Source organism: Roseateles chitinivorans (assembly GCF_050632235.1).
Taxonomy (GTDB): domain Bacteria; phylum Pseudomonadota; class Gammaproteobacteria; order Burkholderiales; family Burkholderiaceae_C; genus Roseateles; species Roseateles chitinivorans_A.
The window spans coordinates 4,638,392-4,659,327 of record NZ_CP192584.1 but is presented as its reverse complement, the minus strand read 5'-3'; the positions used below and the strand labels follow the sequence as shown (position 1 = coordinate 4,659,327).

Below are 20,936 nucleotides of genomic sequence, written 5' to 3'. Positions count from 1 at the left end.
TGTTGTGGGCGCGATTGTGCTGGAAGGGTGGCGTCGGTGGTCTCAAGACGTCCAGCTTGTGCCGCGCGTTGTGCGAGCACGGGTCAGAGCGGCGGAAATCGATTCGCCCCTTCCGCGGGCAACTTGTGCATGCAGGCGGCGAACAGCGGATCGACGAGCCAGCCGTCCAGCCATGACCGTACCGACGGCAAGTCCAGCGTTGCAAACCATCCCGGGTCCACTGCGGCGAACTGGCGGACGAAGGGCATCACGGCCACGTCGGTGGCGCATGGCGTGGCGCCGCCGAGGCAGGGCGCGCTGCTCAGTCGCGCCTCCAGCGGTCGCAGAAGCGCATCCACCGCCTTGTCTCGGTGTCCGTCTGGCGTGAGGGTCTCACCCGCGTAGCGCTGCGGGTACTTCCAGCGGTCCAGGTGACGCTTGAAGTCGCCGTCATTCCGCTGCAGCAGGTCGAGGTTGTCGGGCGACTGCGCCCGCGCCCACCAGCCCTGTGCATCCGACTCCGCGAACGCCCAGCGCATGATGTCCCAACTCTCCTCGATCACATGGCCGTCGGGCAACTGCAGCACCGGGACCGTCGCCTTGGGCGACAAGACCAGCAAGCTGGCCGGCTTGTCGCGCAGGCTGACCTCCACCGCGTCGAAGGCCCGCCCGGCTTGCAGGAGCGCCATCCGCGCGCGCATCGCGTAGGGGCAGCGGCGGAAGGTGTAGAGCAGCGGCAACTGGCTCAACGCACCCACAGGACCTCGAACTGCTGTCGGATTGCTGCGACCTGCATCGACACCTCATCCCCTTCGCATTTGCCCATCACGGCCCTGCCCAACGGGGCGTCGCTGCTGATGACCTGAACGAGCTGAGCGTCGTTCACCAACTTCATGCTGCCCCCATCTGGGCCGAGGAAGAGCAGCTGCTGCCGGTCGTCGGCATCGACCAGGCAGACGAGCGCGCCGAGCTGTATGCCTTTGCTGGCGTCGTAGGGGCTCGGGCGGAACTGGCGCCAGTTGGCCATCGCCTGGCGGATGGATTCGGCGCGACGCGCCTGGCCGGTGGCCAGATAGGCAGCTTCGAGACCCAGGGTGTCGTACTTGTTTTCGGCGATGTTCTCTTCGTGAGTCGCCGTTTCATGCGCAGCGCGCGCCGCCTGTTCGACTTGCAGCAGGTCTTCGGCGAGCCGTTCCAGCACCTGCTGCTGCAGCAACGATTTATCCATGATGAAAGGGCGACACCTCGAACAATCTGAGACCCCCGGATTGTGACGGCCACGACCAGCCCGGTGACCGCGGGTCCCGGCCTCAGTGATCAGTCACCGCAGCGGCATCCTTGCCGCGCGCGGCCTGAAACAGCGCGTCCATGGCCTCCAACGCCCCCGTGCCGGTCTCCGGCGCCGGTTGAATCCTTGGCCCGAGGCGCATCACCTGTGGCGGACGACCGGACGCCCCCGGAGCGTAGCGCGGCCAACGCGGCAGACCCGCCCCGTTGGGATTGCCGGTCTTGGCGAAGTTGGTCCAGTAGTCGGCCATCGCGGTGGCGAGGCGCTGGTCAGCGCGGCGCGACGTCCAGCCCTGAACGGCGAGGGCGTCGAACACGTAGGGCAGTTCAGCGCCGTGCGTTGCGCCAAGGCCGTGCCACGGCGAACCCGGGCGCGCGGGCGGCTGCTGATCGAAGCGGTAGGCAAAGACGCGGCCCTGGCCCGTGCGCGCCTGCAGGCGCATCCAGGTCCAGGTGTCGTAGCCCATGCGCAGGTCGCCTTCGAACGCGGCCCGCGCGGCGCGAGCCTCGACATCGGTCCTTGCGCGGTACCAGGGGCGCAGCGACGCGGGGAATTCGCCGATCATGTCGGCGATCCCCTTCTCCAACGTGGCGGCCGTCACCTGCTGGTCGGCGATGAACAGTCGACCCTCGTCGGCATTCCAGCCGATCAACAGGTCGGCCGGCGCCTGGCGCCCCGCGGCATAGGCCGCCCACGGCTCCTGCGGCAGCATCTCGTGGTCGAGGATGAAGTGGAAGGAGAAGCGCCGCTGCGCCTCGACGATCGCAGCCGCGGGCACCTGGCGGAGCGCCTCGAGGGTGGGAGCGCCCAGCGCCTGCGCGAAACGTGCGCCTTCGGCCTGAGCGCCTTTCAGGCGGAACGCGTCGCCGCCCGCCATCGCGGGTGGAATGAAGACGGCCCCGCTCTGGCCGATCACGCGTCGGAACAGCCCGCGCGCCGGCGGCGAGACGGTCAGGAGATTGGCCGACATCGCGCCCGCGGACTGGCCGAAGAGGGTGACGTTCGCCGCGTCGCCGCCGAATGCGCCGATGTTGTCGCGCACCCATCGTAGCGCCGCGACCTGATCGCGCAGGCCGAAGTTGCCTGAGCTCCCGTGCGCGTTCTCCTTCGACAGCGCTTCGTGGGCGAGGAAGCCGAACGCGCCGACGCGGTAGTTGAGCGTCACGACGATGACGCCACGCTGCGCCAATCGGCTGCCGTCGTACAGGGGAGCCGAACCGGAGCCGTCCGTCCAACCGCCGCCGGGGATCCAGACCATCACGGGCAGGCGGGCGGTGGCCGCGACGCCCGAGGGCCGCCACACGTTGAGAAAGAGGCAGTCCTCGCTCTGCGGTTCCGCAGGGGTTCCGATCGGCCACGGATTGCCGGCCTGCATGCAGGCCGGCCCGTAGCGCCTCGCATCCCGCACGCCGTCCCAGGCAATGGCCGGTTGCGGCGCGCGCCAGCGCAGGTCGCCCACCGGTGGCGCCGCGAACGGCACCCCCTTGAACGACTCGACCTTGCTGGCTGTCGCCCCGGCAAGTTCGCCTTCGGCGACCCGGACGGTCGCGGCTCCGGCCAGTGAGCTGAGGGCCAGGGCTGCAAGGCCGAAAAAGTGGCTCAGGGACATGCGTGCTTTCGCGATGAAAGCGTCGACTCTCCGCCTCGCGCCGACAGGCGGCAACCCACGCGCGACGAAGCGTCAAAAGCGGCAGACGATCCGCACGGCCGGGGAACTGCACGCGCCCGCCGGCCGGGCCGGCAAGTCCTGACCCCGCGCTACGGTTGAGGCCGCTGCGCCATCAGCCGCTTGCGCACCGCATAGATGTTGTTGCGCAGCGCATAAAGCTCTTCGGCATAGGACAGCGGCACCGCGATGCGGTGCGTGACGCGGTCCAGCTCGTCGAGCTCGTCGAGCAGGGCCTCGCGCTCGCCGGTGCCGGTTTCCAGTTTGGCTTCCACCTCGCGCAGCCGCGCATACCAGCGGAACACACGCGAGCGCACCCGGAAGGTGTAGAGCGGCGGCACCACGCGCGACAGCGGCAGCATCAGCACCAGCAGGCCGCCGACCACCAGCCACATGCGTTCCAGCAGGTTGCCGGCCCAGAAGGGCAGGTAGCGGGCCCAGGCCGGCGGCGTGCCGTTGATCGCGCGGTCGCCTTCGGCGCTGACCGGCAGCTCGCTGGTGCGGGTGTTGGGGAAGTCGCGTGCGCCGTTGAACCAGCCGGCCCCGCTGTGCTGGCCCAGGGCCGCCTGCGCGAACAGCTGTCGCAGCGCGGGGTGCGTCTGCTCGCGCGCCAGCAGCGCCGTGGTGGTAGCCAGCAGCGGCACGTCGTGCGGCGGCAGGTCGGCCGCCAGGTCCACGACGCCGCGCGGCAGCGTCACGGTGGACAGGAAAGGCAGGTGGCGCGAGTAGGCCTCGTTCTGCTCGAAGGCCATCAGCGCGATGGCCGGATCGCGCAGCAGTGCCCGGATCAGGCGGGCCTGCGGCGCGGAGATCAGCACCGCGGCGTCCAGCCGGCCCTCGCGCAGCGCCGCGCCGGCGTCGTCGGGCGACAGATTGGACAGCTGCAGATCGGTCGGCTTCAGGTGGTTCAGCGTCAGCAGCTTCTCGACGATCTGCGGGACGCCGCTGCCGTCCTGGTCCACGTTGACGCGCAGGCCGCGCAGCTGGGCCAGGCGCTCCAGTTCACCGCCAGGCTGGCGGCGCGCGATGCCGAGATCGCGGCGGTAGAAGATCCAGATCGGCTCGTAGAACAGGCTGCCCAGCGAGACGATGCCGGCCTCGGTGTCGGCCGCCGGATCGGCCATGCCGCCGCGGACGAAGCCCACATCCGCCGTGCCCGCGCGCAGATGGGCCAGATCGTCCTGCGCGCCTTCGCTGGCGATCAGCGTCACCTGGATGCGCTCGCGCGCCAGCGCCTTCGCATAGCCCTCGCCGAAGTTGGCGTAGGCGCTGCCGGCCGGGCCGGTGGCCAGCCGCACCTGGCGCGGGGGCTGCGGATCCAGCCACCAGTAGGCCGCGATCAGCAGACCGCCGCCGAGCAGCAGCAGCGGCCCCATCGAGACCATCATGTCGCGCAGCGTCTGCACCAGCAGGCGCAGGCTGCGGGTGGCATGCCATTGCTGTATCGGGGTCATGGAGGGGCGCGATCTTTTCCGAGGGAAGGACCGGCCCATCGTATGCGAGGCGTGCGGGCCGGACTGTTACCTCCGGCTTCATTGCAAGGCCGCGTTCAGGACTTGAAGTTGCCGTCGGACCGGGCCTGCGAGCCGCTCGCGCAGCTCGTGAACTCGCGGTTGCCGCTGCCGGTGGCCTGGTTGCTTTCCCAGACGGCGGCCGAGCCGTTCCACTTCACGTACTTGTACTGGACGGCCGTGCCGGCGGGCAGGGTGACGGTCCCGGTCCACGGCACGTTGGCGCCCGAGCCCTGGATGGTCAGCGCGAAGCCGGCGCCCGGCGCCCAGGCGCCCAATCCGGTCACGTTGCCCACCACGCGCAGGTTCTGGCCGACCACCGTGTTGGCATTGGCGATCGTGAACGTCACGGCGCAGCTGGCGGTGCCGCCGCCGCCGCCGCCGCTGACCTTCTGCCCCGTGTAGATCGCCACCGCGGGTGTGCTGCCGCTGGTGTTGGCGGGCACCGTGAAGCTGGCGTTGCCGCCGGCGTCCACGGTCACGGTATCGGCCGTGCAGCCGGTGCCGGCGGCATTCTTCGTGCCGTTGATGACGTTGCAGTAGGTGCCGGCGCTCAGCCCGGTGGCGAAGCTGCGGGTCCAGGCGCTGCCGCTGTTGTTCAGCGCGACGAAGCCGACGTTGCCGCGGCTGAAGGCGACCTGGTTGCCGTTGTCGCCGACGATCCAGTTCTGCTGCGCCTGCCCGATGCTGGCGTTGCGGAAGCCCACCATGTTGGCCAGCGGCGTCCAGCGGTGGGCGAAGTCCCAGGTCACGTTGATCTGCGGCACGCCGCCGCTGTACGGGCTGGCCGTCGGTCGGTCAGCGTCGGTGTTGCTGAACTTGAAGCCGGAGTACAGCTGCGCCTCGGCATAGCCCTGGGCCAGCATGAAGACGTTGGCCAGCGTGTAGCGCTGGCTGGCGGCGTCGTTGTTCGCGGCGTTGTTGATGTTCAGCGAGCTCCCGTTGCGCTCGGTGTCCCAGTTGGTGACGAAGACCGTGGCGTTCTGCGGCTGGAGGAAGCCCCAGCTGCCGCCCCAGTTGCCCCACGTGCCCATGATGCCGGGGAGGCTGGACAGGGTGTTGCCGTTGGTGCCTCGGAACACGTCGCGCATCGCGTACGGGAACTGGAACTCGTTGATCGTGCCGACGGGGAGGTAGCTGGGCCGGTCCACCTCGCCGTCGTTGATGATCTCCTGCGTGATCCAGATGTCCTCGCCCTGCAGCGTCTTGGGATAGCTCGCCTTCACGGCGCCCATGATGGAAGTCCACGCGCCGGCGGGCATGTGCTTGGCCGCGTCGATGCGGAAGCCGTCGATGCCCATCGCCAGCAGGGCCTTCAGGTAGTTGGCGATCTGCCCCTGCACGTAGCTGCTCTCGGTCGCCAGGTCGGGCAGTCCGCCGAGGCGGCAGTTCTGGACGTTGCTGCGCCCCGACGGCGAGTTGTAGTCGGCGTCGTTGATGTTGCAGTTGGCGTGGAAGTCGCTGGCGCTGAAGAAGGGGTAGCTCAGCGTCGCGGCGTTCCAGGTCGAGCCGTCGGTGGCCGTGCCGCTGCCGTCGGCCATCTGGTTGACGACGATGTCGGCATAGACGCGCACGCCGGCCGCATGGCAGGCGTTGACCATGCTCTGCAGCTGCGCGGGCGTGCCCATGCGGCTGGTCAGGTTGGTGTAGTTGACGGGCTGGTACACGCCCCACCAGCCGTTGGCGTTCTTGGACGCGCCGGGCGGCGAGATCTGCACGCCGCCGAACCCTTTGGGGCCCAGCCATTGCGTGCATTCGGTGGCGATGTCGGGCCAGGCCCACTCGAACATCTGCACCGACGTGCTGTTTGGATTGAGCGCCTGCGCGGGACTGCCGAAGGCGGCAAGGGCGACGCCGGCGGCGGTCGTCAGGGCGTGGGCGAGCCGGCGGCTCGAGAAGGGCAGCTGGGGCATGTTGTCTCCGGTGTTGATCGACCGCCGCCCTCGTCGCGGGGCGGCTGGTGTCGGCCAGTCGACTGCATGCCATGGCCGCTTCTCCACAGCGGAGAAGTGCAGCAACTCTAAGCTTGCATGTGCCGGAGATGCGTAGGAAAACTACTAAGTCGCGCCGTTTGCCTATGTATATGGAGCGGGTGATTTGTTTTTGATTGTAGTTTCGCTACTGAATGGACAGTGGAGCGAGCTGCCGATGGATCATGAGGTCGCCATGCCGTTGAACCGGCCGCGCCGGTGCGCGAGCATCAACAGGGCGCCTGTCATGGCCAGGCAAAGCACGACCGCCACCACGGAGCCTTCGGCGCCGAAGGCACCGCCGGACAGCCAGGTGGGGCCAGTCAGTGAGCCGTGGAGCCAGGAGTCCCCCGACTGACCGGAGACGGCGATGGAAAACACGGCTCCCTGCACGAAGTTCCATCCGAAGTGCAGTGCGGTGCACATCCAGAGCCGCCGGGTCAGCAGGTAGGCCGCACCGAACAGCAGACCGAGTTCCAGCCCGAGCAGGACGCCGATCAGTGGCGTCGCGCCAGCATTGCCCAAGTGGGCCAGGCCGAAGAGGAGGCTGGAAACCGCCAGCGCCCAGGCGATGCCGAAGGAACGCTCCAGCAGTCGCAGCAGCACGAGCCGGAACAGCACTTCCTCGATCAGCGCGCCGGCTGCAATTTTCGGAACCATGCTCACCAGCACCGCGCCGAGGTCGCCGAGCGTTCCCACTGTTTCCAGCGAATACGCGCCGAGGACGGACAGGATGACCACCACGCAAGTGAAGAGCAGGCCACCCAGCAGCAAGCCGGCCAGCAGTTCGGCGCCAGCCCCTGACGCGGAAAGCTCCCGCACGGGTCGTCGTTCCCAGTAACGGACGTAAGCCCAGTATCCGGCGACGAGGACCAGCGCCTTGATCAGATTGCGCCACTCTCGCAGGTCGGGGTCAGGCATGAAGAGCTTCGTGCCGATGTTCGCTGCGATGAAGGGGAGGGCGATGAACAGCAGGGCGGCGAGCCAGATGCCTGCGGTCGATGTGCCGAAACGCTGCGTCCACGGCGCAAGGCTCGTTGGCGACACGGCTACGCCTTGTTTCATGCCGGGAAGGTTCATGGTGCGACGCAGCGACTGCGCGGTGAATCGATCGATCAGGCACTCTGCCCGATTGGTCGATCAGACCCCATCGCTCGCCGACAGGCTGCAAATTGCGAGGCTTGAACTGCAGCGACCGGACGCGTCAAGCGCGTGAATCTGCAACGAAGAGCCCCGATACGTCATCTCGCTTGAACGACGAGCCCGTCGGCTCGTCCAGAAGGTGGAGGACCGAATCGTCCCTCGACAGCACGGCGCCCAGCGTCACGTAGCGGATGTTGGCCGTGTCCTGCATGTACTCGTCCGTCTCGTCGCCGGCCGTGAACCGCCAGCCGCTGTCGTTCTCTTCGTCCGGTGCCTCGCGATAGAGGAAGCAGATCGGCTGTCCGCCATGAAGGATTCGGTTCGTCACGAAGGCGCGCTTGATGTACCTGGCTGTGACGTCGTGGGGATCGTGGTGCTCGGTGTTGATGATGTGCCGAGCCTCGAAGCTCACCGGATCGCCAGACTGGAGACCGCGGATGTGAAACGGATCGTTGTCCAGCCGGCCCTCGAAACGCGCGCCGGGGTGGACAGCGTCCACCAGCACCCACATGCGCTCGACATGAACCTCGCTGGCGTCGTCGCCAGGACCGCGGAAGATCAGCTTCACGACCTCGCCGACCGAGACCTTGGAGAGGACTTCCGGCGACGGCTTGTAGAAGGTGTACTTGTGCTCCGCCGCGATGTCGGTGGGATCGTCGAGTTGCCAGTTGAGCATGGGGAAGAGGCGGTTGAGTGGACGAGGCGAAGTCAATGCCAATCAGGCATCTGCGACTTCGTGGCATTGCGCTCGTGCAGTCGGATCAGCTCCGATCTGGAAACCGACAACTCGTTGGAGTACATGAAGCCGCCAATCATTTGGACCCCGACCAGCTGGCATCGGATCCGGTCATAGTCGCGCTTCAGGAGGTTGAAATCTGCAGGCTGATTGACCTCAGTGAACGCCTTGAGGCCAGGATAAAGAATCGCCTTGTAGCGATAGCGCTCCCCCTCGCTGGACAACTCTCCGGGAACGAGGAGGCTCACTTGACCTGCAGGCGTTGCCGGGCCTTCAAAGAACACCCAGCCGATCCCGGTGTCCGTGACTGGAGTGCCTGTGGCGTCCAGCACATGGCAACGGAACTGCGCTTGCCGCTGCTCATTGGCGATGGCGGCAAAAGGAGCATTGCCTTCGAAGTTCAGAGCCAGCGCAAGCGTGCCAGAAGGCCAGGTTGGAGAGTATTTGGCGAACTCAACAAGCTCAGCGTCACGCTTCGCAAGACGCAGACTGTCTGGCTGGGTTGAGCATCCGGCTATGGAGAGCAGCGCAAACGCGAGGCCAAGGATCTTCATGACATGGAGCCTAGCAGCGACAACCGCTCCTCAGCCCATGAGGCAGTCCGCCGCTCCCTGGGTCGCGAAGATTTCATCAAGCTCGCTTGAGGGCTATCAGTTCAGCGAGTGAAACGCCTGGCGCGTCAGCTTTCAACCAAGCTTCGAATCGCTGCGGGTTGGAAAAGTGATGCGTTCCGTCGCTTGTCTCTACATGCGATACCTCGCGGCCGAAGCGAGCGATGAACGCTAGATGTCCCCTAGCGGCAGCGACTAGCTTTGTCTCCGCTATGGGAGCCAGTTCAGCCGACGCTTTAACGGGCCGTTCACAGAGTGGGGAGAGCCCTCGGAGCAAAGCGAGAAGCTCATTGGAGCGTCCCGAAGAGACTAAACCTTCAATGAGTTCACGCTTTGTCATCTGTACCATCGTCAAAGATGCTCGGTTGAGAAGCCCTGGGGCGTTGCTCAGCATCTGAGCATGACCTTCTGGCTCGGCTCCGGTGAAATCGTTCAGCGCGCGCGGCATGCGCATCGGGTCGTGTGAGCAGAGGCTCGTGGAGGAGCCTCAGGTTTCGGCGATCCGCTCAAATTCCCGTCGCAGCGCTGCCGAGGCGCCGTAGAGCGGCGCAAACCCACTGAGCAGCACCTGCGCGCTGCGCTGATAGGCGGCGGATTCGACGTCGAGCTGGCCGTCCCGGAGTGCCGCAACCACGGTAGTCGACAGGACCCCTGCGGGATTCTCGATGTCGACGCCGATCTCGGCGAACGAGGCCGATGCCTGCTTCGGGGCCAGGTCATGCGCCACCGAGCCCGGGATCAGCGTGGCGGCGGCCAGGCAGCAACCACCCGATACCGCCAGCGACGAATGCACCGTCTGTGGCGTGAAGTATCGGACGGCCAGGTCGGCCCCGACGGTGGACTCACCGATGAGGCAGACCTTGGGAATGGTTTCGCTCAGCAGCAGCTCCTGCGCCGTCATGAGCTGACCGTCCTTGCGACGGAGCTGCATCTTCAGGCCCGCTTCGACCCAGATCTCCCGCAGGCGCTGCATCAGCTCGACGTCGGCTGCGAGCTCGCGCGTGGACTCGTGTCCGGTCTTCCCCAGATCGCCTGCGGGAATGATGACCATGGGGACCGCGACGTCCACGCAGCTCGCGCGCACGCCCTGGAAGACATCGACCGCTTGACCCGTCGGAAGCAGCGCGCCCGTCTTGGCGCCCGCCGGTCGATGCAGGAAGAGATCCACCGCGGGGTGGCGCCCCATCACGCCGGGGATCTCGCCGGTGGCGAAGGTCCCGTCCGGCTCGATCACCATGCGCGACGTTGTCAGGACGCCGGTGTTGGTGTTCAGGATGTCCAACTCGTTCTTGCCGGCGTCCAGCCCGCTCACCAGCCCGGTGTCCAGGGCCCAGAGCTGCAGCGCCGACGACATGTTCCCGCAGTTGACGCTCCAGTCGATGCGGCCGTGATCCGACGCCAGCTGGGCGAGCGTGCTGACCAGGCGCGGCGTCCCGCCGCCGTCTTCCAGCGAAGCGAAGAAGACCTTGTTGCTGGTGGCCGGACCTCGCCCCAGGCCCGTGATCTGGCGGTTGCCGGGCCATTCGCCGGCCAGGGGGACGCCCATCAGGTGGCGCAGCAGTTCCTCGCGGAGCTCGTGGTCCTGCGGCGCGATGGCGTCCCAGATCACCAGCCCGGTGGATGTGCCGCCGCGCATGTGATGCACGGGGAATTCCCACGTGCTGCCGCGAAGACGGGGGCGGGGAAGCTGAGTCATTGCAAGGAAGCTTGGGGTGCGGAGTCTGAAGCGTATCCCGTTCGGGCGTCGGTCGCGTCAAGCGGCGCGGCACATCGATGAGCGCATGGGCGAGTGCCGGCGCCATCGGATACTCGCGCCTTCCTCCGCTCTGGCTTGCGCACGTGCTCCACCACCTTGAAATCGGTGTCTCCGATCTTGAGAACTCGCTTCGATTCTGGACGCCGTTCCTGCGGCAGCTCGGCTACGAGGAGTCGCAGCGATGGTCGGGCGGCGTGAGCTACCGCTGCGGCCCCACCTACCTCTGCTTCGTGCAGACCCCGAGCGAGCACCTGGAGGCCGGATTCCATCGCAGACGGATCGGGCTCAACCACCTGGCATTCCATGGCGAGTCCCGGGCGCATGTCGACGAACTCGCGCGATGGGTCGAGTCCGCCGGATACGCGACCCTCTACGCGGACCGGTATCCCCATGCTGGCGGGTCGGACCACTACGCGCTCTATTGCGAGGATCCGGACCGGATCAAGGTCGAGGTGGTGGCGCCGGCGTGACCCTCGTGTCCGGCGCGATCACGGCTGCGCCGGCAGCCGGATCGCGTGCCGCGTCGTGCCGGCGGGCAGCGCCGCCTGATCGAAGGTCGGCGGACCGAAGCTGCCCTGCGCCTGGCGCGAGAACGCGTAAGGCTCGATCGGGATGCCGATCACGCTGCTGTCGAGCTTGCCGTTGCCGTTGAGATCCTGGTAGATCGCGATGGCCACGGGCCCCTCGGGCAGGCCCTTCAAACGGACCTTGATGACGCCGTCGCGAGCTTCCGTCGAGGCTGTCTTCGCGGTCGCCACGGGCTTCTTCAACCAGTTCTCGGGGGAAGCGTAGGCGGCCACCTGGACCGGGCTGGGCTTGTCCGCGCCGGTGGCGGTGACACCGCTGATCTCGAGTTCGAGGTCGGCCGCGTGCGCCGACCGCGCTCCCAGCAGAAGGGCAGCGCCGATGAGCGCGACGGCGACAGAGGAACGGGCAGGGCGGATCGACATTCGAGACTCCAGGAGGCGACCCAGGGATCGGGTCGATGAGACGCACTCTAGGAAATCGTTCGGGGTCAGGCCTTGCGCTTCAGATGAAACGGCAGGAAGTGGCGTGAATCGACGGGGAATGGCGTGAGCGGGATCTGGCTCCCGCCGGCGCTGGATGTCCGCTCCGGGCTAGCCGGTGGTGGGCAGGAAGATCGACCAGATGGCCATGACCACGCCTCCAGAGAGGAACCAGGCGCCCATGCGCTTCACGAGGACGGCTTGGCGAGCACGTTCCTCGGGATCGAACATCCAATCCCACTCGAAGGGTTCGCCGCGCCCCAGAACGAAGAAGTAGGCCGGGAGGAGAAAGAAGAACAAACCGAACCCCAGGAGAAGAAGGTTGCTCTGCAGAGTGCTGAGTCCTTCCTGCTTGTCCAGCCAGAGCTCGAACGGCACGCCCCACAGCGCAAGCCACGCGCCCGCCGCAGCGGCTGTCCCCAAACTGGGTTGGATGTTCATGGTCGGAAAGTATGACTGCTTTCGCTACAGGTCCACGCTGGGAGCAGCCCCTCGGATCGCGGCGTTGTGACTGGCGATTGTCCGGCGGGCCTCCAAGGTCTGGATCGGCGGGACCATGACCGTCACCATGTCGAAGAGTGGTCTTGCAATCCTCACACTGATCAACACGCAGAGACACCGGACCTTATCCAGAGTGACTCGCGGTCCACATCGATGCCATGAGACCCTAAGCAGGCAGCGACGGCATCGAAGTAGATTTTGGGCAAGGGCACCGGCCTGGAGTCGGCCGACGCCCTCATCCAAGGTGGATCGCTCTGTTCGGGGCCAAGGGCGGCGGTGGGCGAACGCATCACTCGGGAGCAGCTTGCAAGTGCCGCTTTCGCTTCAGTCGTAGGCGGTAGCTTCGCCATCAACTGCGACGCCAGAAATCGGCGTCTTAGGACGTCGTCAGGAGGCGGATGGCTGAACCGCCAGCGGCAGGACTCTGGTGTGCTTTCCCGTCCTTCCACAGGAACGCCGACCTCGGACCACCCGCTGCGATCGATGTCGCCATCTTGACCATGGGCGGCCAAGGCAAGGAGTGCGAAAGCTGCACCCGCTAGAAGACGACGATTGGCTGCCTTCTTGGTCTGAGGCTGAATACTCATGTCCCTGCTCCATCCCTCTAGCGAACGAATCCGATGATTGTCACGAGATTCTCCCAAGTCCACCTCCGTTGCGAAGCGGTTGAATTCAGCCAGCAAGTGTTTTGCACTTGGAGGAATCAACCAAAAGCCTGGCTGAGCCGGCACTGCGATCGGATCGGCGGCGCCTCGACCATCACCGCCCCCTGAAGAACCCCACCGTCAAAATCCCCGCCGCGGTCAGCAGCAGCGACCCGCCCAGATGCATCGTCACCGCGATCGCCGCCATGGCGGGCCGCTCGGTCCTGAGCAGCTGGACGATCTCCGCGGAGAAGCTGGAGAACGTCGTCAGTCCGCCCAGGAAGCCGGTGATGACGAAGAGGCGCCAATGCGCGGGGAGTTCCGGGTGGGCGCCGAAGTAGGCGAAGGCCACGCCGACGAGGTAGCCGCCGATGAGGTTGGCGGCCAGCGTGCCGGGTGGGATGGCGGGGAAGAGCAGGTTCAGCGAGAGCCCCAGCCCCCAGCGCAACAGGCACCCGAGGGCGCCGCCCACCACCACTGCGAAGAATGAATTCACCATGTCCGTCCTTGTCGATTGGCCCGGACGGACGGCGAGTTCCTACGAAGCCATGCGCCGGGCTGTCGTAGGCATCATCAGCCGGCGGGGTGCCGGCGGTTCCTGGAGGTATGCCATCTCCAAGGGCAGGACTCTAGCCGTGGCGCGACCAGGCGCCATCGGCTCAAGCCCGCAGCGGATCCGCTGAGCGACCGCTCAGCGGCGGACCTTCCCGTCGTCGGTCAGGATCGTCATGTCCACGTACCGCGACCCGGCGTGCTTCTGGCCCGAGAAACTGATGTAGAAGCCGCCCAGGTCGAGCTGGCTCTGCGCTTCCAGGCCGCTGATGATGTTGGACGGCGACGGATCATTGCCCGCGCGGCGCAGGCCTTCCACCATCGTCTTCGCGGCGACGAAGCCCTCCATGCCGGTGTAGCTCGGGTCCACCTTCGCGGCCTTCACGCGTTGCAGGTACTCGCCCGCGATCGGCGTCAGGCCCGAGAACGGGAAGGGCACGACCTGCGACACGACCACGCCGCGCGCGTCCTTGCCCAGTTCCGCCGCCAGCGCCTGCGCGCCGACGAACGAGAAGTTGTAGAAGTTGCCCAGGAAGCCGGTCTTGCGCGCGCCCCGGATGAAGGCCGCGCAGGACTTGTAGGCCGCGACCTGCACGATGCACTCGGGCTTGCCGGCCATCACCGCGGTCAGCGACGCGGCCACGTCCACCGAGTTGCGCTCCACCGTGCCCTGCGACACCGGGGCCAGGTTGTGCTGCTTGAGCGCCGCGGTCACCGCCGCCAGGCCGGCCTGGCCGTAGGCGTCGTTCTGGAAGAACACCGCCACGCGCGTGATGCCCACCGAGGTGATCTGCTTGACGATCTCCGCCGCCTCGTCGTTGTACGACGCGCGGATGTGGAACAGGAAGCGGTTGAACGGCGTGCGCAGCGCCTCCGCGCCGGTGAACGGCGCCACCAGCGGGATCTTCGCCGCGGTCAGCAGCGGCACCGCCGCCAGCGTCGTGGGCGTGCCCACGTAGCCGAACAGCGCGTTGACACCGTCCTCGATCAGGCGTCGCGTGTTGGCCGCGCAGCGCTCCGGCTCATAGCCGTCGTCCATGCTGCGCAGCTCGATGCGCTTGCCGTTCACCCCGCCGCGCTGGTTCACCTGGTCGAAGACCAGCATCGCGCCTTCCTTGAACTGCTCGCCCAGTTCCTTCGCCGGACCGCTGAAGGGCGCGGACTGGCCAAGAAGGATGCGCGAGTTGTCGGCGAAGGCAGGCAGGCTGCCGGCGCCCGCGAGGGCGGCGAAGTTCTGGAGCAGGTGGCGGCGGTTCATGGCGGAAGACGTCCTGGCACTTCTGGAAAACCCGCAATCTTCCCCGAAGGCGGTGACCAGACGTGTATGCAGTAGCCACATCCCTGCCAGATCCCCTGCGTATCCGTATTGATCGTGGACAACTTCACGCCGCTTTCACATTGAAACACGCACCGATGCGGGGCAGGGGTTGATCCGGCGCGACTGGCGCCCGCCGGCGGGCTTGCTTCGGCAACGCCTCCCGAAGTCACCTCGCCGCGCAGTCTTTATGCAATCTTGATACCCCCGCCCCGAGCTTCTACAGCCCCTTGACGCGCCGGTTCCTAGAGTCCATCCATCCCATCCCGCCCTCAATCGAGAGGGCATGGGACCGCAAAAAACATGGATGCACTCTTTCTCGGATTGAGCGTCGTGCTGTTCCTCGTGGCGGTGGGCTTGGCCGTGGCCAGCCATCGCCTGGAGGCCAAGCAATGAACGCGCTCTACTGGCTGACCGGTTCCATCTCCGCCGGTCTGTTCGTCTATCTCCTGGTCGCCTTGTGGCGGGCGGAGGAGTTCTGACATGACGAACCTCGCCTGGGCCAACCTGGCCCTCTACCTCGCCGTCACGCTGCTGCTCGCCTGGCCGCTGGCCCGCTGGATCACCGCGCTCGCCAAGGGGCAGATGCCCGGCTGGATCGCGGCCATCGAGCGTCCGATCTTCCGGCTCGCCGGCATCAAGCCGGAAGAAGGCATGGGCTGGAAGCAGTACGCCATCGCGTTGCTGATCTTCAACTTCATCGGCGTCATCGCCGTCTACGCGCTGCAGCGCCTGCAGGGCGTGCTGCCGCTCAATCCGCAGGGGATGGGCGCGATCAGCCCGGACTCGTCCTTCAACACCGCCATCAGCTTCGTCGCCAACACCAACTGGCAAGGCTACGGCGGCGAGTCGACGATGAGCTACCTCACGCAGATGCTGGCGCTGACGGTGCAGAACTTCCTGTCCGCCGCCACCGGCATCGCCGTGGTGTTCGCGCTCATCCGCGGCTTCGCCTCGCGCCTGTCCGGCCACGTCGGCAACTTCTGGGCCGACATGACCCGCTGCACGCTGTGGCTGCTGCTGCCGCTGTCCCTCGTGTTCGCGGTGATCTTCGTCCAGCAGGGCGTGATCCAGAACTTCGACGGCTACCGGACCGTGCAGACGGTCGAGGCGCAGGACTACCAGACGCCCCGGCTCGACGTCGACGGCCAGCCGATGAAGGACGCCAAGGGCGAGCCCGTGATGGAGCGCCAGGCCACGCAGGCGCAGTCCCTTGCGATGGGCCCGGTCGCGTCGCAGGAAGCCATCAAGATGCTGGGCACCAACGGCGGCGGCTTCTTCAACGCCAACTCCGCGCATCCGTACGAGAACCCGACGCCGTTCACCAACCTGCTGCAGATCGTCGCGATCTTCGTGATCCCGGCCGCGCTGTGCCTGAGCTTCGGGCAACTGGTCGGTGACCGCCGGCAGGGCGCCGCGATCCTGGCCGCGATGAGCACGCTGTTCATCGTCGGCGTGCTGATCGCCACGCCCGCCGAGCAGGCCGGCAACCCGCTGGTGGCCGCGCAGGGCGTCGACATCCAGGCCACCGAGCTCCAGGCCGGCGGCAACATGGAAGGCAAGGAGACGCGCTTCGGGATCTCCGCCAGCTCGCTGTTCGCCGTCGTGACCACCGCCGCCTCCTGCGGCGCGGTCAACGCGATGCACGACAGCTTCACGCCCATCGGCGGCGCCGTGCCGCTGGTGATGATGCAGCTCGGCGAGGTCGTCTTCGGCGGCGTCGGCACGGGCCTGTACGGCATGCTGGTCTTCGCGATCCTGGCCGTCTTCATTGCCGGCCTGATGATCGGCCGAACGCCGGAGTACCTCGGCAAGAAGATCGAGCCCTTCGAGATGAAGATGAGCGCCGTCGCCATCCTCGTCACGCCGATCGTCGTGCTCGCGGGCACCGCCATCGCGGTCCTGGCGGGCGATGGCAAGGCCGGCATCGCCAACCCCGGCGCGCACGGCTTCAGCGAGATCCTCTACGCCTTCACCTCGGCGGCCAACAACAACGGCAGCGCCTTCGCCGGCCTGTCCGCCAACACGCCGTTCTACAACACGCTGCTCGGCATCGCGATGTGGCTCGGCCGCTTCCTGGTCATCGTCCCCGTGCTGGCCATCGCCGGCAGCCTGGCCGCCAAGAAACGCATCCCCGTCGGCGAGGGCACCCTGCCCACCCACGGCCCGCTGTTCGTTGTCCTGCTCATCGGCACCGTCCTCCTGGTCGGCCTGCTGAACTACGTGCCCGCGCTCGCGCTGGGTCCCGTCGTCGAGCACCTGATGCTCTGGAAGTGACCCTTCGGAGCCCATCATGACCCATCAACTCAAGACCCTCCATACGTCGGTGCCGGCCTCCGCCCGCACCGAGGTCCTCGGCGGCGCCAAGGTCTCCACGGGACCGCAAGGTCCCCAAGGATCCTCCGGCCCGCAAGGTCCGCAAGGTCCGCAAGGACAGGATCCGCAGCCCCCGCGCGCCAACGCCAAGACCGGCATGTGGGACGCGGCGCTGGTGAAGCCGGCGATCCGCGATTCGTTCATCAAGCTCGCACCGTCGACCCAGCTGCGCAACCCGGTGATGTTCGTCGTCTACGCCGGCAGCATCCTGACCACCGGCCTGTGGCTGGCGAGCTTCGCCAACCCGGCACTGGCCGGCGCCGAAGGCCCCGGCTTCATGCTCGCGATCGCACTGTGGCTGTGGTTCACCGTGCTGTTCGCCAACTTCGCCGAGGCGCTGGCCGAAGGCCGTTCCAAGGCGCAGGCCGCCTCGCTGCGCGGCCTGAAGGCCAAGACCTGGGCGAAGAAGCTCGAGACCCCGCGCCACGGCTCGTCGTGGCACCCGGTCGCCTCCGAGGAACTGCGCAAGGGCCACGTCGTGCTGGTCGAGGCCGGCGACCTGGTGCCGCTGGACGGCGAGGTCATCGAGGGCGTCGCCTCGGTCGATGAGAGCGCCATCACCGGCGAATCGGCGCCCGTGATCCGCGAATCGGGCGGCGACTTCTCCGCCGTCACCGGTGGCACGCGCGTGCTGTCGGACTGGGTCGTCGTGCGCATCGCCGTCAACCCGGGCGAGGCCTTCCTCGACCGCATGATCGCGATGGTCGAGAGCGCCAAGCGCCAGAAGACGCCCAACGAGATCGCGCTGACCATCCTGCTGGTCGCGCTGACGCTGGTGTTCCTGGTCGTCACCGTGACGCTGCTGCCGTACTCGCTGTTCGCGGTCGAGGCCGCCGGCGCCGGTACCGTGGTGTCGATCACCGCGCTGGTGTCGCTGCTCGTGTGCCTGATCCCGACGACCATCGGCGGGCTGCTGTCCGCGATCGGCGTCGCCGGCATGAGCCGGCTGATGCAGGCCAACGTGATCGCCACCTCCGGCCGCGCGGTCGAGGCCGCCGGCGACGTCGATGTGCTGATGCTCGACAAGACCGGCACCATCACGCTGGGCAACCGCCAGGCGAGCGCCTTCCTGCCGGCCCCGACGCTGCAGGAGCAGCTGCTGGCCGACGCGGCCCAGCTCGCCTCGCTGGCCGACGAGACGCCGGAAGGCCGCTCCATCGTCGTGCTGGCCAAGCAGCGATTCAACCTGCGCGAGCGCGAGCTGGCGACGCTGCAGGCGCACTTCGTCCCGTTCACCGCGCAGACCCGCATGAGCGGCGTCGATTTCGGCGATCTGGAACATCCCAAGCGCCAGCTGCGCAAGGGCGCGGTGGACGCGATCCGCCGCTTCGTCGAGCAGCACGGCGGCCAGATGCCGGCACAGGTCACCGCGGTGGCCGAGGAAGTCGCGCGCCGCGGCAGCACGCCGCTGGTGGTAGCCGATCTCAACGAGGGCCAGGCCCGCGTGCTGGGCGTCGTCGAGCTCAAGGACATCGTCAAGGGCGGCATCAAGGAGCGCTTCGCGCAGCTGCGCAGGATGGGCATCCGCACGGTGATGATCACCGGCGACAACCGCCTCACCGCCGCGGCGATCGCGGCCGAGGCGGGCGTCGACGACTTCCTCGCCGAGGCGACGCCCGAGGCCAAGCTCAAGCTGATCCGCGACTACCAGGCCGAAGGCCGCCTGGTCGCGATGACCGGCGACGGCACCAACGACGCCCCCGCGCTGGCGCAGGCCGACGTGGCGGTGGCGATGGCCAGCGGCACGCAGGCCGCGAAGGAGGCCGGCAACATGGTCGACCTCGATTCGAACCCGACCAAGCTGCTGGAGATCGTCGAGACCGGCAAGCAGCTGCTGATGACGCGCGGCTCGCTGACGACCTTCTCGATCGCCAACGACGTGGCGAAGTACTTCGCCATCATCCCGGCGATGTTCCTGGGCGTGTACCCGCAGCTGGCCGCGCTCAACGTGATGGGCCTGCACAGCCCGTCGTCCGCCATCCTGTCGGCCGTCATCTTCAACGCGCTGATCATCGTCGCGCTCATCCCGCTGGCGCTCAAGGGCGTCGCCTACCGGCCCATCGGCGCGGCCGCGCTGCTGCGCCGCAACCTGTGGATCTACGGCCTCGGCGGCCTGATCGTGCCCTTCGTCGGCATCAAGGCGATCGACCTGCTGCTGGTCGCGCTCCACCTCGTGTGACGCGGAGACATCCCTCATGACAACCACGCCATCCACTTCCCATTCGTCGTCACATTCGCCGCTGCGCATGTTGCGCCCCGCGCTCGTCGGCTTCGTGCTGCTGAGCGCCGTCACCGGCCTGCTGTACCCGGCGCTGGTGACCGGCGTCGCCAAGACCATGTTCCCGTTCCAGGCCGAGGGCAGCCTCATCCTGCACGACGGCAAGGTCGTGGGCTCCGAGCTGATCGGCCAGAACTTCTCGTCGCCGCGCTACTTCTGGGGACGTCCGTCGGCCACCGGTCCGATGGCCAACAACGCCACCGGCTCCAGCGGCTCCAACGAGGGTCCGACCAACCCGGCACTGGTCGACGCGGTGAAGGGCCGCATCGAGGCCCTCAAGGCCGCCGATCCGGGCAACACCGCGCCGGTGCCGGTCGACCTCGTCAGTGCCTCGGCCAGCGGCCTGGATCCGCACATCAGCATGGCCGCGGCGCGCTACCAGGCCGCTCGCGTGGCCCGCGAGCGCGGTCTGCCGGTCGAGGCCGTGCAGCGCCTGATCCAGGCCAACACCGAGGCCCGCGACCTCGCCGTGCTGGGCGAGCCGCGCGTGAACGTGCTCAAGCTCAACCTGACGCTGGACAAGGTGCCGGGGCAGAAGGCCGCCGAGCCCGCCGCGGCGCCTGTCGTCACGCCCGCCGTCACGCCCGCCGTCACGCCCGCCGTCACGCCTGCCTCGGTCCCGACGGCCTGAGCGGCGACCCCGCCCCCGTCTTTTCCACTTCTCCTGCGCAGGGGCTCTTGGCCGAGGCCGGCCGCCTGCGTGCTTTCTGTCGTCTTCACCTGTATGAAAACACGCCTTCTCTCGCTGTTCCTGATCTCGTCCTGCTTCCTGCACGCCGCCGCGCGTGCCGAAGGCGAGGCGTCGGCCGCCGTGCCTGCGCCGGCAGCGACGCCCGAGCACACCTTCACCGGCAACGTCGCCTTCGTCAGCGACTACCGTTTCCGCGGCATCAGCCAGACGTGGAAGCGCCCGGCCGTACAGGCCGGCTTCGACTACAGCCACGCCGGTGGCCTGTACCTGGGCACCTGGGCGTCCAACGTCTCGGGCAACAGCTACAACAACGGCGCCGGCATGGAGTGGGACCTCTACGGCGGCTACAAGCTGCCGGTGACCGATGCCATCACCCTGGATGTCGGCGCACTGGCCTACGTCTATCCCGGCGCACGCCTGAACGCCGCGCCGGGTCAGCCGACGTCCAACAAGTACGACAACGTCGACCTCTACGCCGCCGTCACGGCGGGCGCGTTCTCGGCCAAGCTGTCGGTCGCCGCGACCGACTACTTCGGCCTGGACAGCGAGACCGCCGGCTACGCCTACTTCAACGCGCTGCCGGCCAAGGGCTCGTCCAAGGGCACGGCCTACCTGGACCTGAACTACGGCTTCGAGCTGGGGCAGGGCTTCAACGCCGGCGTCCACGTCGGGCATCTGTGGGTGCGCAAGTACGGTGACCTGTCCTACACCGACTGGAAGCTGTCCGTGACCAGGGAGCTGAAGGATCTCGGCGGACTGACGCTGGGCCTGGCCGTCGTCGGCACCGACGCGGACAAGACGCTGTATCAGGCGGGCGACTCCGCCGCGGCGCGGGCGAAACGCCTGGGCGATGTCGGCGTCGTCCTGAGCGTCTCCAAGACGTTCTGATGTTCCCTCGGCCCTGACAGGGAG

At 67.4% G+C, this 20,936-nt stretch carries 19 protein-coding genes and 1 riboswitch; of the genes, 6 read left to right on the top strand and 13 right to left on the bottom strand.

Features of this window, described 5'->3' with window-relative positions:
- Positions 1-83 precede the first annotated feature (83 nt).
- The 9 genes from ACQ859_RS21140 to ACQ859_RS21100 all read right to left on the bottom strand — a co-directional run bounded on the left by ACQ859_RS21140 (position 84) and on the right by ACQ859_RS21100 (position 10,540).
- Complete coding sequence (locus ACQ859_RS21140; protein WP_431262616.1) at positions 84-728, bottom strand: glutathione S-transferase; 645 nt, start codon at positions 726-728, stop codon at positions 84-86.
- Positions 725-1,207, bottom strand: a complete 483-nt coding sequence (locus ACQ859_RS21135; protein WP_431262615.1) for a GreA/GreB family elongation factor — start codon at positions 1,205-1,207, stop codon at positions 725-727. Before ACQ859_RS21135 ends, ACQ859_RS21140 begins: the two co-directional genes overlap by 4 nt.
- Positions 1,208-1,289: 82 nt before the next feature.
- Positions 1,290-2,876: a carboxylesterase/lipase family protein gene (locus ACQ859_RS21130; RefSeq protein ID WP_431262614.1), complete on the bottom strand. Its 1,587-nt coding sequence runs from the start codon at positions 2,874-2,876 to the stop codon at positions 1,290-1,292.
- Between the two features lie 149 nt (positions 2,877-3,025).
- Entirely contained in the window at positions 3,026-4,387 is a 1,362-nt protein-coding gene (locus ACQ859_RS21125) for a TAXI family TRAP transporter solute-binding subunit (RefSeq protein ID WP_431262613.1), read from the bottom strand.
- Between the two features lie 95 nt (positions 4,388-4,482).
- The gene (locus ACQ859_RS21120) at positions 4,483-6,357 is read right to left on the bottom strand and encodes a carbohydrate-binding module family 20 domain-containing protein (RefSeq protein ID WP_431262612.1); all 1,875 of its coding nucleotides are present in this window, start codon (positions 6,355-6,357) and stop codon (positions 4,483-4,485) included.
- 240 nt (positions 6,358-6,597) lie between these two features.
- Positions 6,598-7,494, bottom strand: a complete 897-nt coding sequence (locus ACQ859_RS21115; RefSeq protein ID WP_431262611.1) for a lysostaphin resistance A-like protein — start codon at positions 7,492-7,494, stop codon at positions 6,598-6,600.
- A 124-nt stretch (positions 7,495-7,618) separates the two neighbouring features.
- Positions 7,619-8,233, bottom strand: a complete 615-nt coding sequence (locus tag ACQ859_RS21110; protein WP_431262610.1) for an immunity protein Imm33 domain-containing protein — start codon at positions 8,231-8,233, stop codon at positions 7,619-7,621.
- A gap of 32 nt (positions 8,234-8,265) precedes the next feature.
- Positions 8,266-8,847 (bottom strand): hypothetical protein, encoded by a 582-nt coding sequence (locus ACQ859_RS21105; protein WP_431262609.1) that lies wholly within the window; start codon positions 8,845-8,847, stop codon positions 8,266-8,268.
- Positions 8,848-9,391: 544 nt separating this feature from the next.
- Positions 9,392-10,540, bottom strand: coding sequence for a PrpF domain-containing protein (locus ACQ859_RS21100; protein WP_431266618.1), 1,149 nt, complete (start codon positions 10,538-10,540; stop codon positions 9,392-9,394).
- A gap of 203 nt (positions 10,541-10,743) precedes the next feature.
- On the opposite strand from ACQ859_RS21100, the gene ACQ859_RS21095 reads away from it, so the two are divergent.
- Positions 10,744-11,130, top strand: a complete 387-nt coding sequence (locus ACQ859_RS21095) for a VOC family protein (RefSeq protein ID WP_431262608.1) — start codon at positions 10,744-10,746, stop codon at positions 11,128-11,130.
- An 18-nt stretch (positions 11,131-11,148) separates the two neighbouring features.
- Here the strand turns inward: ACQ859_RS21095 and ACQ859_RS21090 are convergent, their stop codons facing one another.
- The 4 genes from ACQ859_RS21090 to ACQ859_RS21075 form a co-directional block, all read right to left on the bottom strand.
- Positions 11,149-11,610, bottom strand: coding sequence for a DUF2141 domain-containing protein (locus tag ACQ859_RS21090; protein ID WP_431262607.1), 462 nt, complete (start codon positions 11,608-11,610; stop codon positions 11,149-11,151).
- Positions 11,611-11,778: 168 nt separating this feature from the next.
- The gene (locus ACQ859_RS21085; RefSeq protein WP_431262606.1) at positions 11,779-12,108 is read right to left on the bottom strand and encodes a hypothetical protein; all 330 of its coding nucleotides are present in this window, start codon (positions 12,106-12,108) and stop codon (positions 11,779-11,781) included.
- 819 nt (positions 12,109-12,927) lie between these two features.
- Positions 12,928-13,311 (bottom strand): fluoride efflux transporter CrcB, encoded by a 384-nt coding sequence (gene crcB / locus ACQ859_RS21080; RefSeq protein WP_431262605.1) that lies wholly within the window; start codon positions 13,309-13,311, stop codon positions 12,928-12,930.
- A 58-nt stretch (positions 13,312-13,369) separates the two neighbouring features.
- A riboswitch (Fluoride riboswitch) is annotated at positions 13,370-13,438 on the bottom strand.
- Between the two features lie 65 nt (positions 13,439-13,503).
- Positions 13,504-14,622, bottom strand: a complete 1,119-nt coding sequence (locus ACQ859_RS21075; RefSeq protein WP_431262604.1) for an ABC transporter substrate-binding protein — start codon at positions 14,620-14,622, stop codon at positions 13,504-13,506.
- Positions 14,623-15,071: 449 nt separating this feature from the next.
- Between ACQ859_RS21075 and kdpF the strand changes: the two genes are divergently transcribed.
- From kdpF to ACQ859_RS21050, 5 genes are all read left to right on the top strand, one after another.
- Positions 15,072-15,161, top strand: coding sequence for a K(+)-transporting ATPase subunit F (gene kdpF, locus ACQ859_RS21070; RefSeq protein ID WP_431262603.1), 90 nt, complete (start codon positions 15,072-15,074; stop codon positions 15,159-15,161).
- 1 nt (position 15,162) lies between these two features.
- Complete coding sequence (gene kdpA, locus ACQ859_RS21065; protein WP_431262602.1) at positions 15,163-16,956, top strand: potassium-transporting ATPase subunit KdpA; 1,794 nt, start codon at positions 15,163-15,165, stop codon at positions 16,954-16,956.
- Between the two features lie 196 nt (positions 16,957-17,152).
- Positions 17,153-19,234 carry a potassium-transporting ATPase subunit KdpB gene (kdpB, locus tag ACQ859_RS21060; protein WP_431266617.1) on the top strand — a complete coding sequence of 694 codons (2,082 nt, stop codon included), beginning with the start codon at positions 17,153-17,155 and terminating at the stop codon, positions 19,232-19,234.
- Positions 19,235-19,250: 16 nt separating this feature from the next.
- Positions 19,251-19,964 carry a potassium-transporting ATPase subunit KdpC gene (gene kdpC / locus ACQ859_RS21055; protein WP_431262601.1) on the top strand — a complete coding sequence of 238 codons (714 nt, stop codon included), beginning with the start codon at positions 19,251-19,253 and terminating at the stop codon, positions 19,962-19,964.
- A gap of 93 nt (positions 19,965-20,057) precedes the next feature.
- Complete coding sequence (locus ACQ859_RS21050) at positions 20,058-20,912, top strand: TorF family putative porin (protein WP_431262600.1); 855 nt, start codon at positions 20,058-20,060, stop codon at positions 20,910-20,912.
- Positions 20,913-20,936 lie beyond the last annotated feature (24 nt).

What these genes read in the sequence shown, in the direction of transcription:
- ACQ859_RS21135 (WP_431262615.1), bottom strand. Translation starts at nt 1,207, where the DNA reads ATGGATAAATCGTTGCTGCAGCAGCAGGTGCTGGAACGGCTCGCCGAA.
- ACQ859_RS21130 (WP_431262614.1), bottom strand. Translation starts at nt 2,876, where the DNA reads ATGTCCCTGAGCCACTTTTTCGGCCTTGCAGCCCTGGCCCTCAGCTCA.
- ACQ859_RS21125 (WP_431262613.1), bottom strand. Translation starts at nt 4,387, where the DNA reads ATGACCCCGATACAGCAATGGCATGCCACCCGCAGCCTGCGCCTGCTG.
- ACQ859_RS21120 (WP_431262612.1), bottom strand. Translation starts at nt 6,357, where the DNA reads ATGCCCCAGCTGCCCTTCTCGAGCCGCCGGCTCGCCCACGCCCTGACG.
- ACQ859_RS21115 (WP_431262611.1), bottom strand. Translation starts at nt 7,494, where the DNA reads ATGAACCTTCCCGGCATGAAACAAGGCGTAGCCGTGTCGCCAACGAGC.
- ACQ859_RS21110 (WP_431262610.1), bottom strand. Translation starts at nt 8,233, where the DNA reads ATGCTCAACTGGCAACTCGACGATCCCACCGACATCGCGGCGGAGCAC.
- ACQ859_RS21105 (WP_431262609.1), bottom strand. Translation starts at nt 8,847, where the DNA reads ATGAAGATCCTTGGCCTCGCGTTTGCGCTGCTCTCCATAGCCGGATGC.
- ACQ859_RS21100 (WP_431266618.1), bottom strand. Translation starts at nt 10,540, where the DNA reads ATGCGCGGCGGCACATCCACCGGGCTGGTGATCTGGGACGCCATCGCG.
- ACQ859_RS21090 (WP_431262607.1), bottom strand. Translation starts at nt 11,610, where the DNA reads ATGTCGATCCGCCCTGCCCGTTCCTCTGTCGCCGTCGCGCTCATCGGC.
- ACQ859_RS21085 (WP_431262606.1), bottom strand. Translation starts at nt 12,108, where the DNA reads ATGAACATCCAACCCAGTTTGGGGACAGCCGCTGCGGCGGGCGCGTGG.
- crcB (WP_431262605.1), bottom strand. Translation starts at nt 13,311, where the DNA reads ATGGTGAATTCATTCTTCGCAGTGGTGGTGGGCGGCGCCCTCGGGTGC.
- ACQ859_RS21075 (WP_431262604.1), bottom strand. Translation starts at nt 14,622, where the DNA reads ATGAACCGCCGCCACCTGCTCCAGAACTTCGCCGCCCTCGCGGGCGCC.
- kdpF (WP_431262603.1), top strand. Translation starts at nt 15,072, where the DNA reads ATGAACGCGCTCTACTGGCTGACCGGTTCCATCTCCGCCGGTCTGTTC.
- kdpA (WP_431262602.1), top strand. Translation starts at nt 15,163, where the DNA reads ATGACGAACCTCGCCTGGGCCAACCTGGCCCTCTACCTCGCCGTCACG.
- kdpB (WP_431266617.1), top strand. Translation starts at nt 17,153, where the DNA reads ATGTGGGACGCGGCGCTGGTGAAGCCGGCGATCCGCGATTCGTTCATC.
- kdpC (WP_431262601.1), top strand. Translation starts at nt 19,251, where the DNA reads ATGACAACCACGCCATCCACTTCCCATTCGTCGTCACATTCGCCGCTG.
- ACQ859_RS21050 (WP_431262600.1), top strand. Translation starts at nt 20,058, where the DNA reads ATGAAAACACGCCTTCTCTCGCTGTTCCTGATCTCGTCCTGCTTCCTG.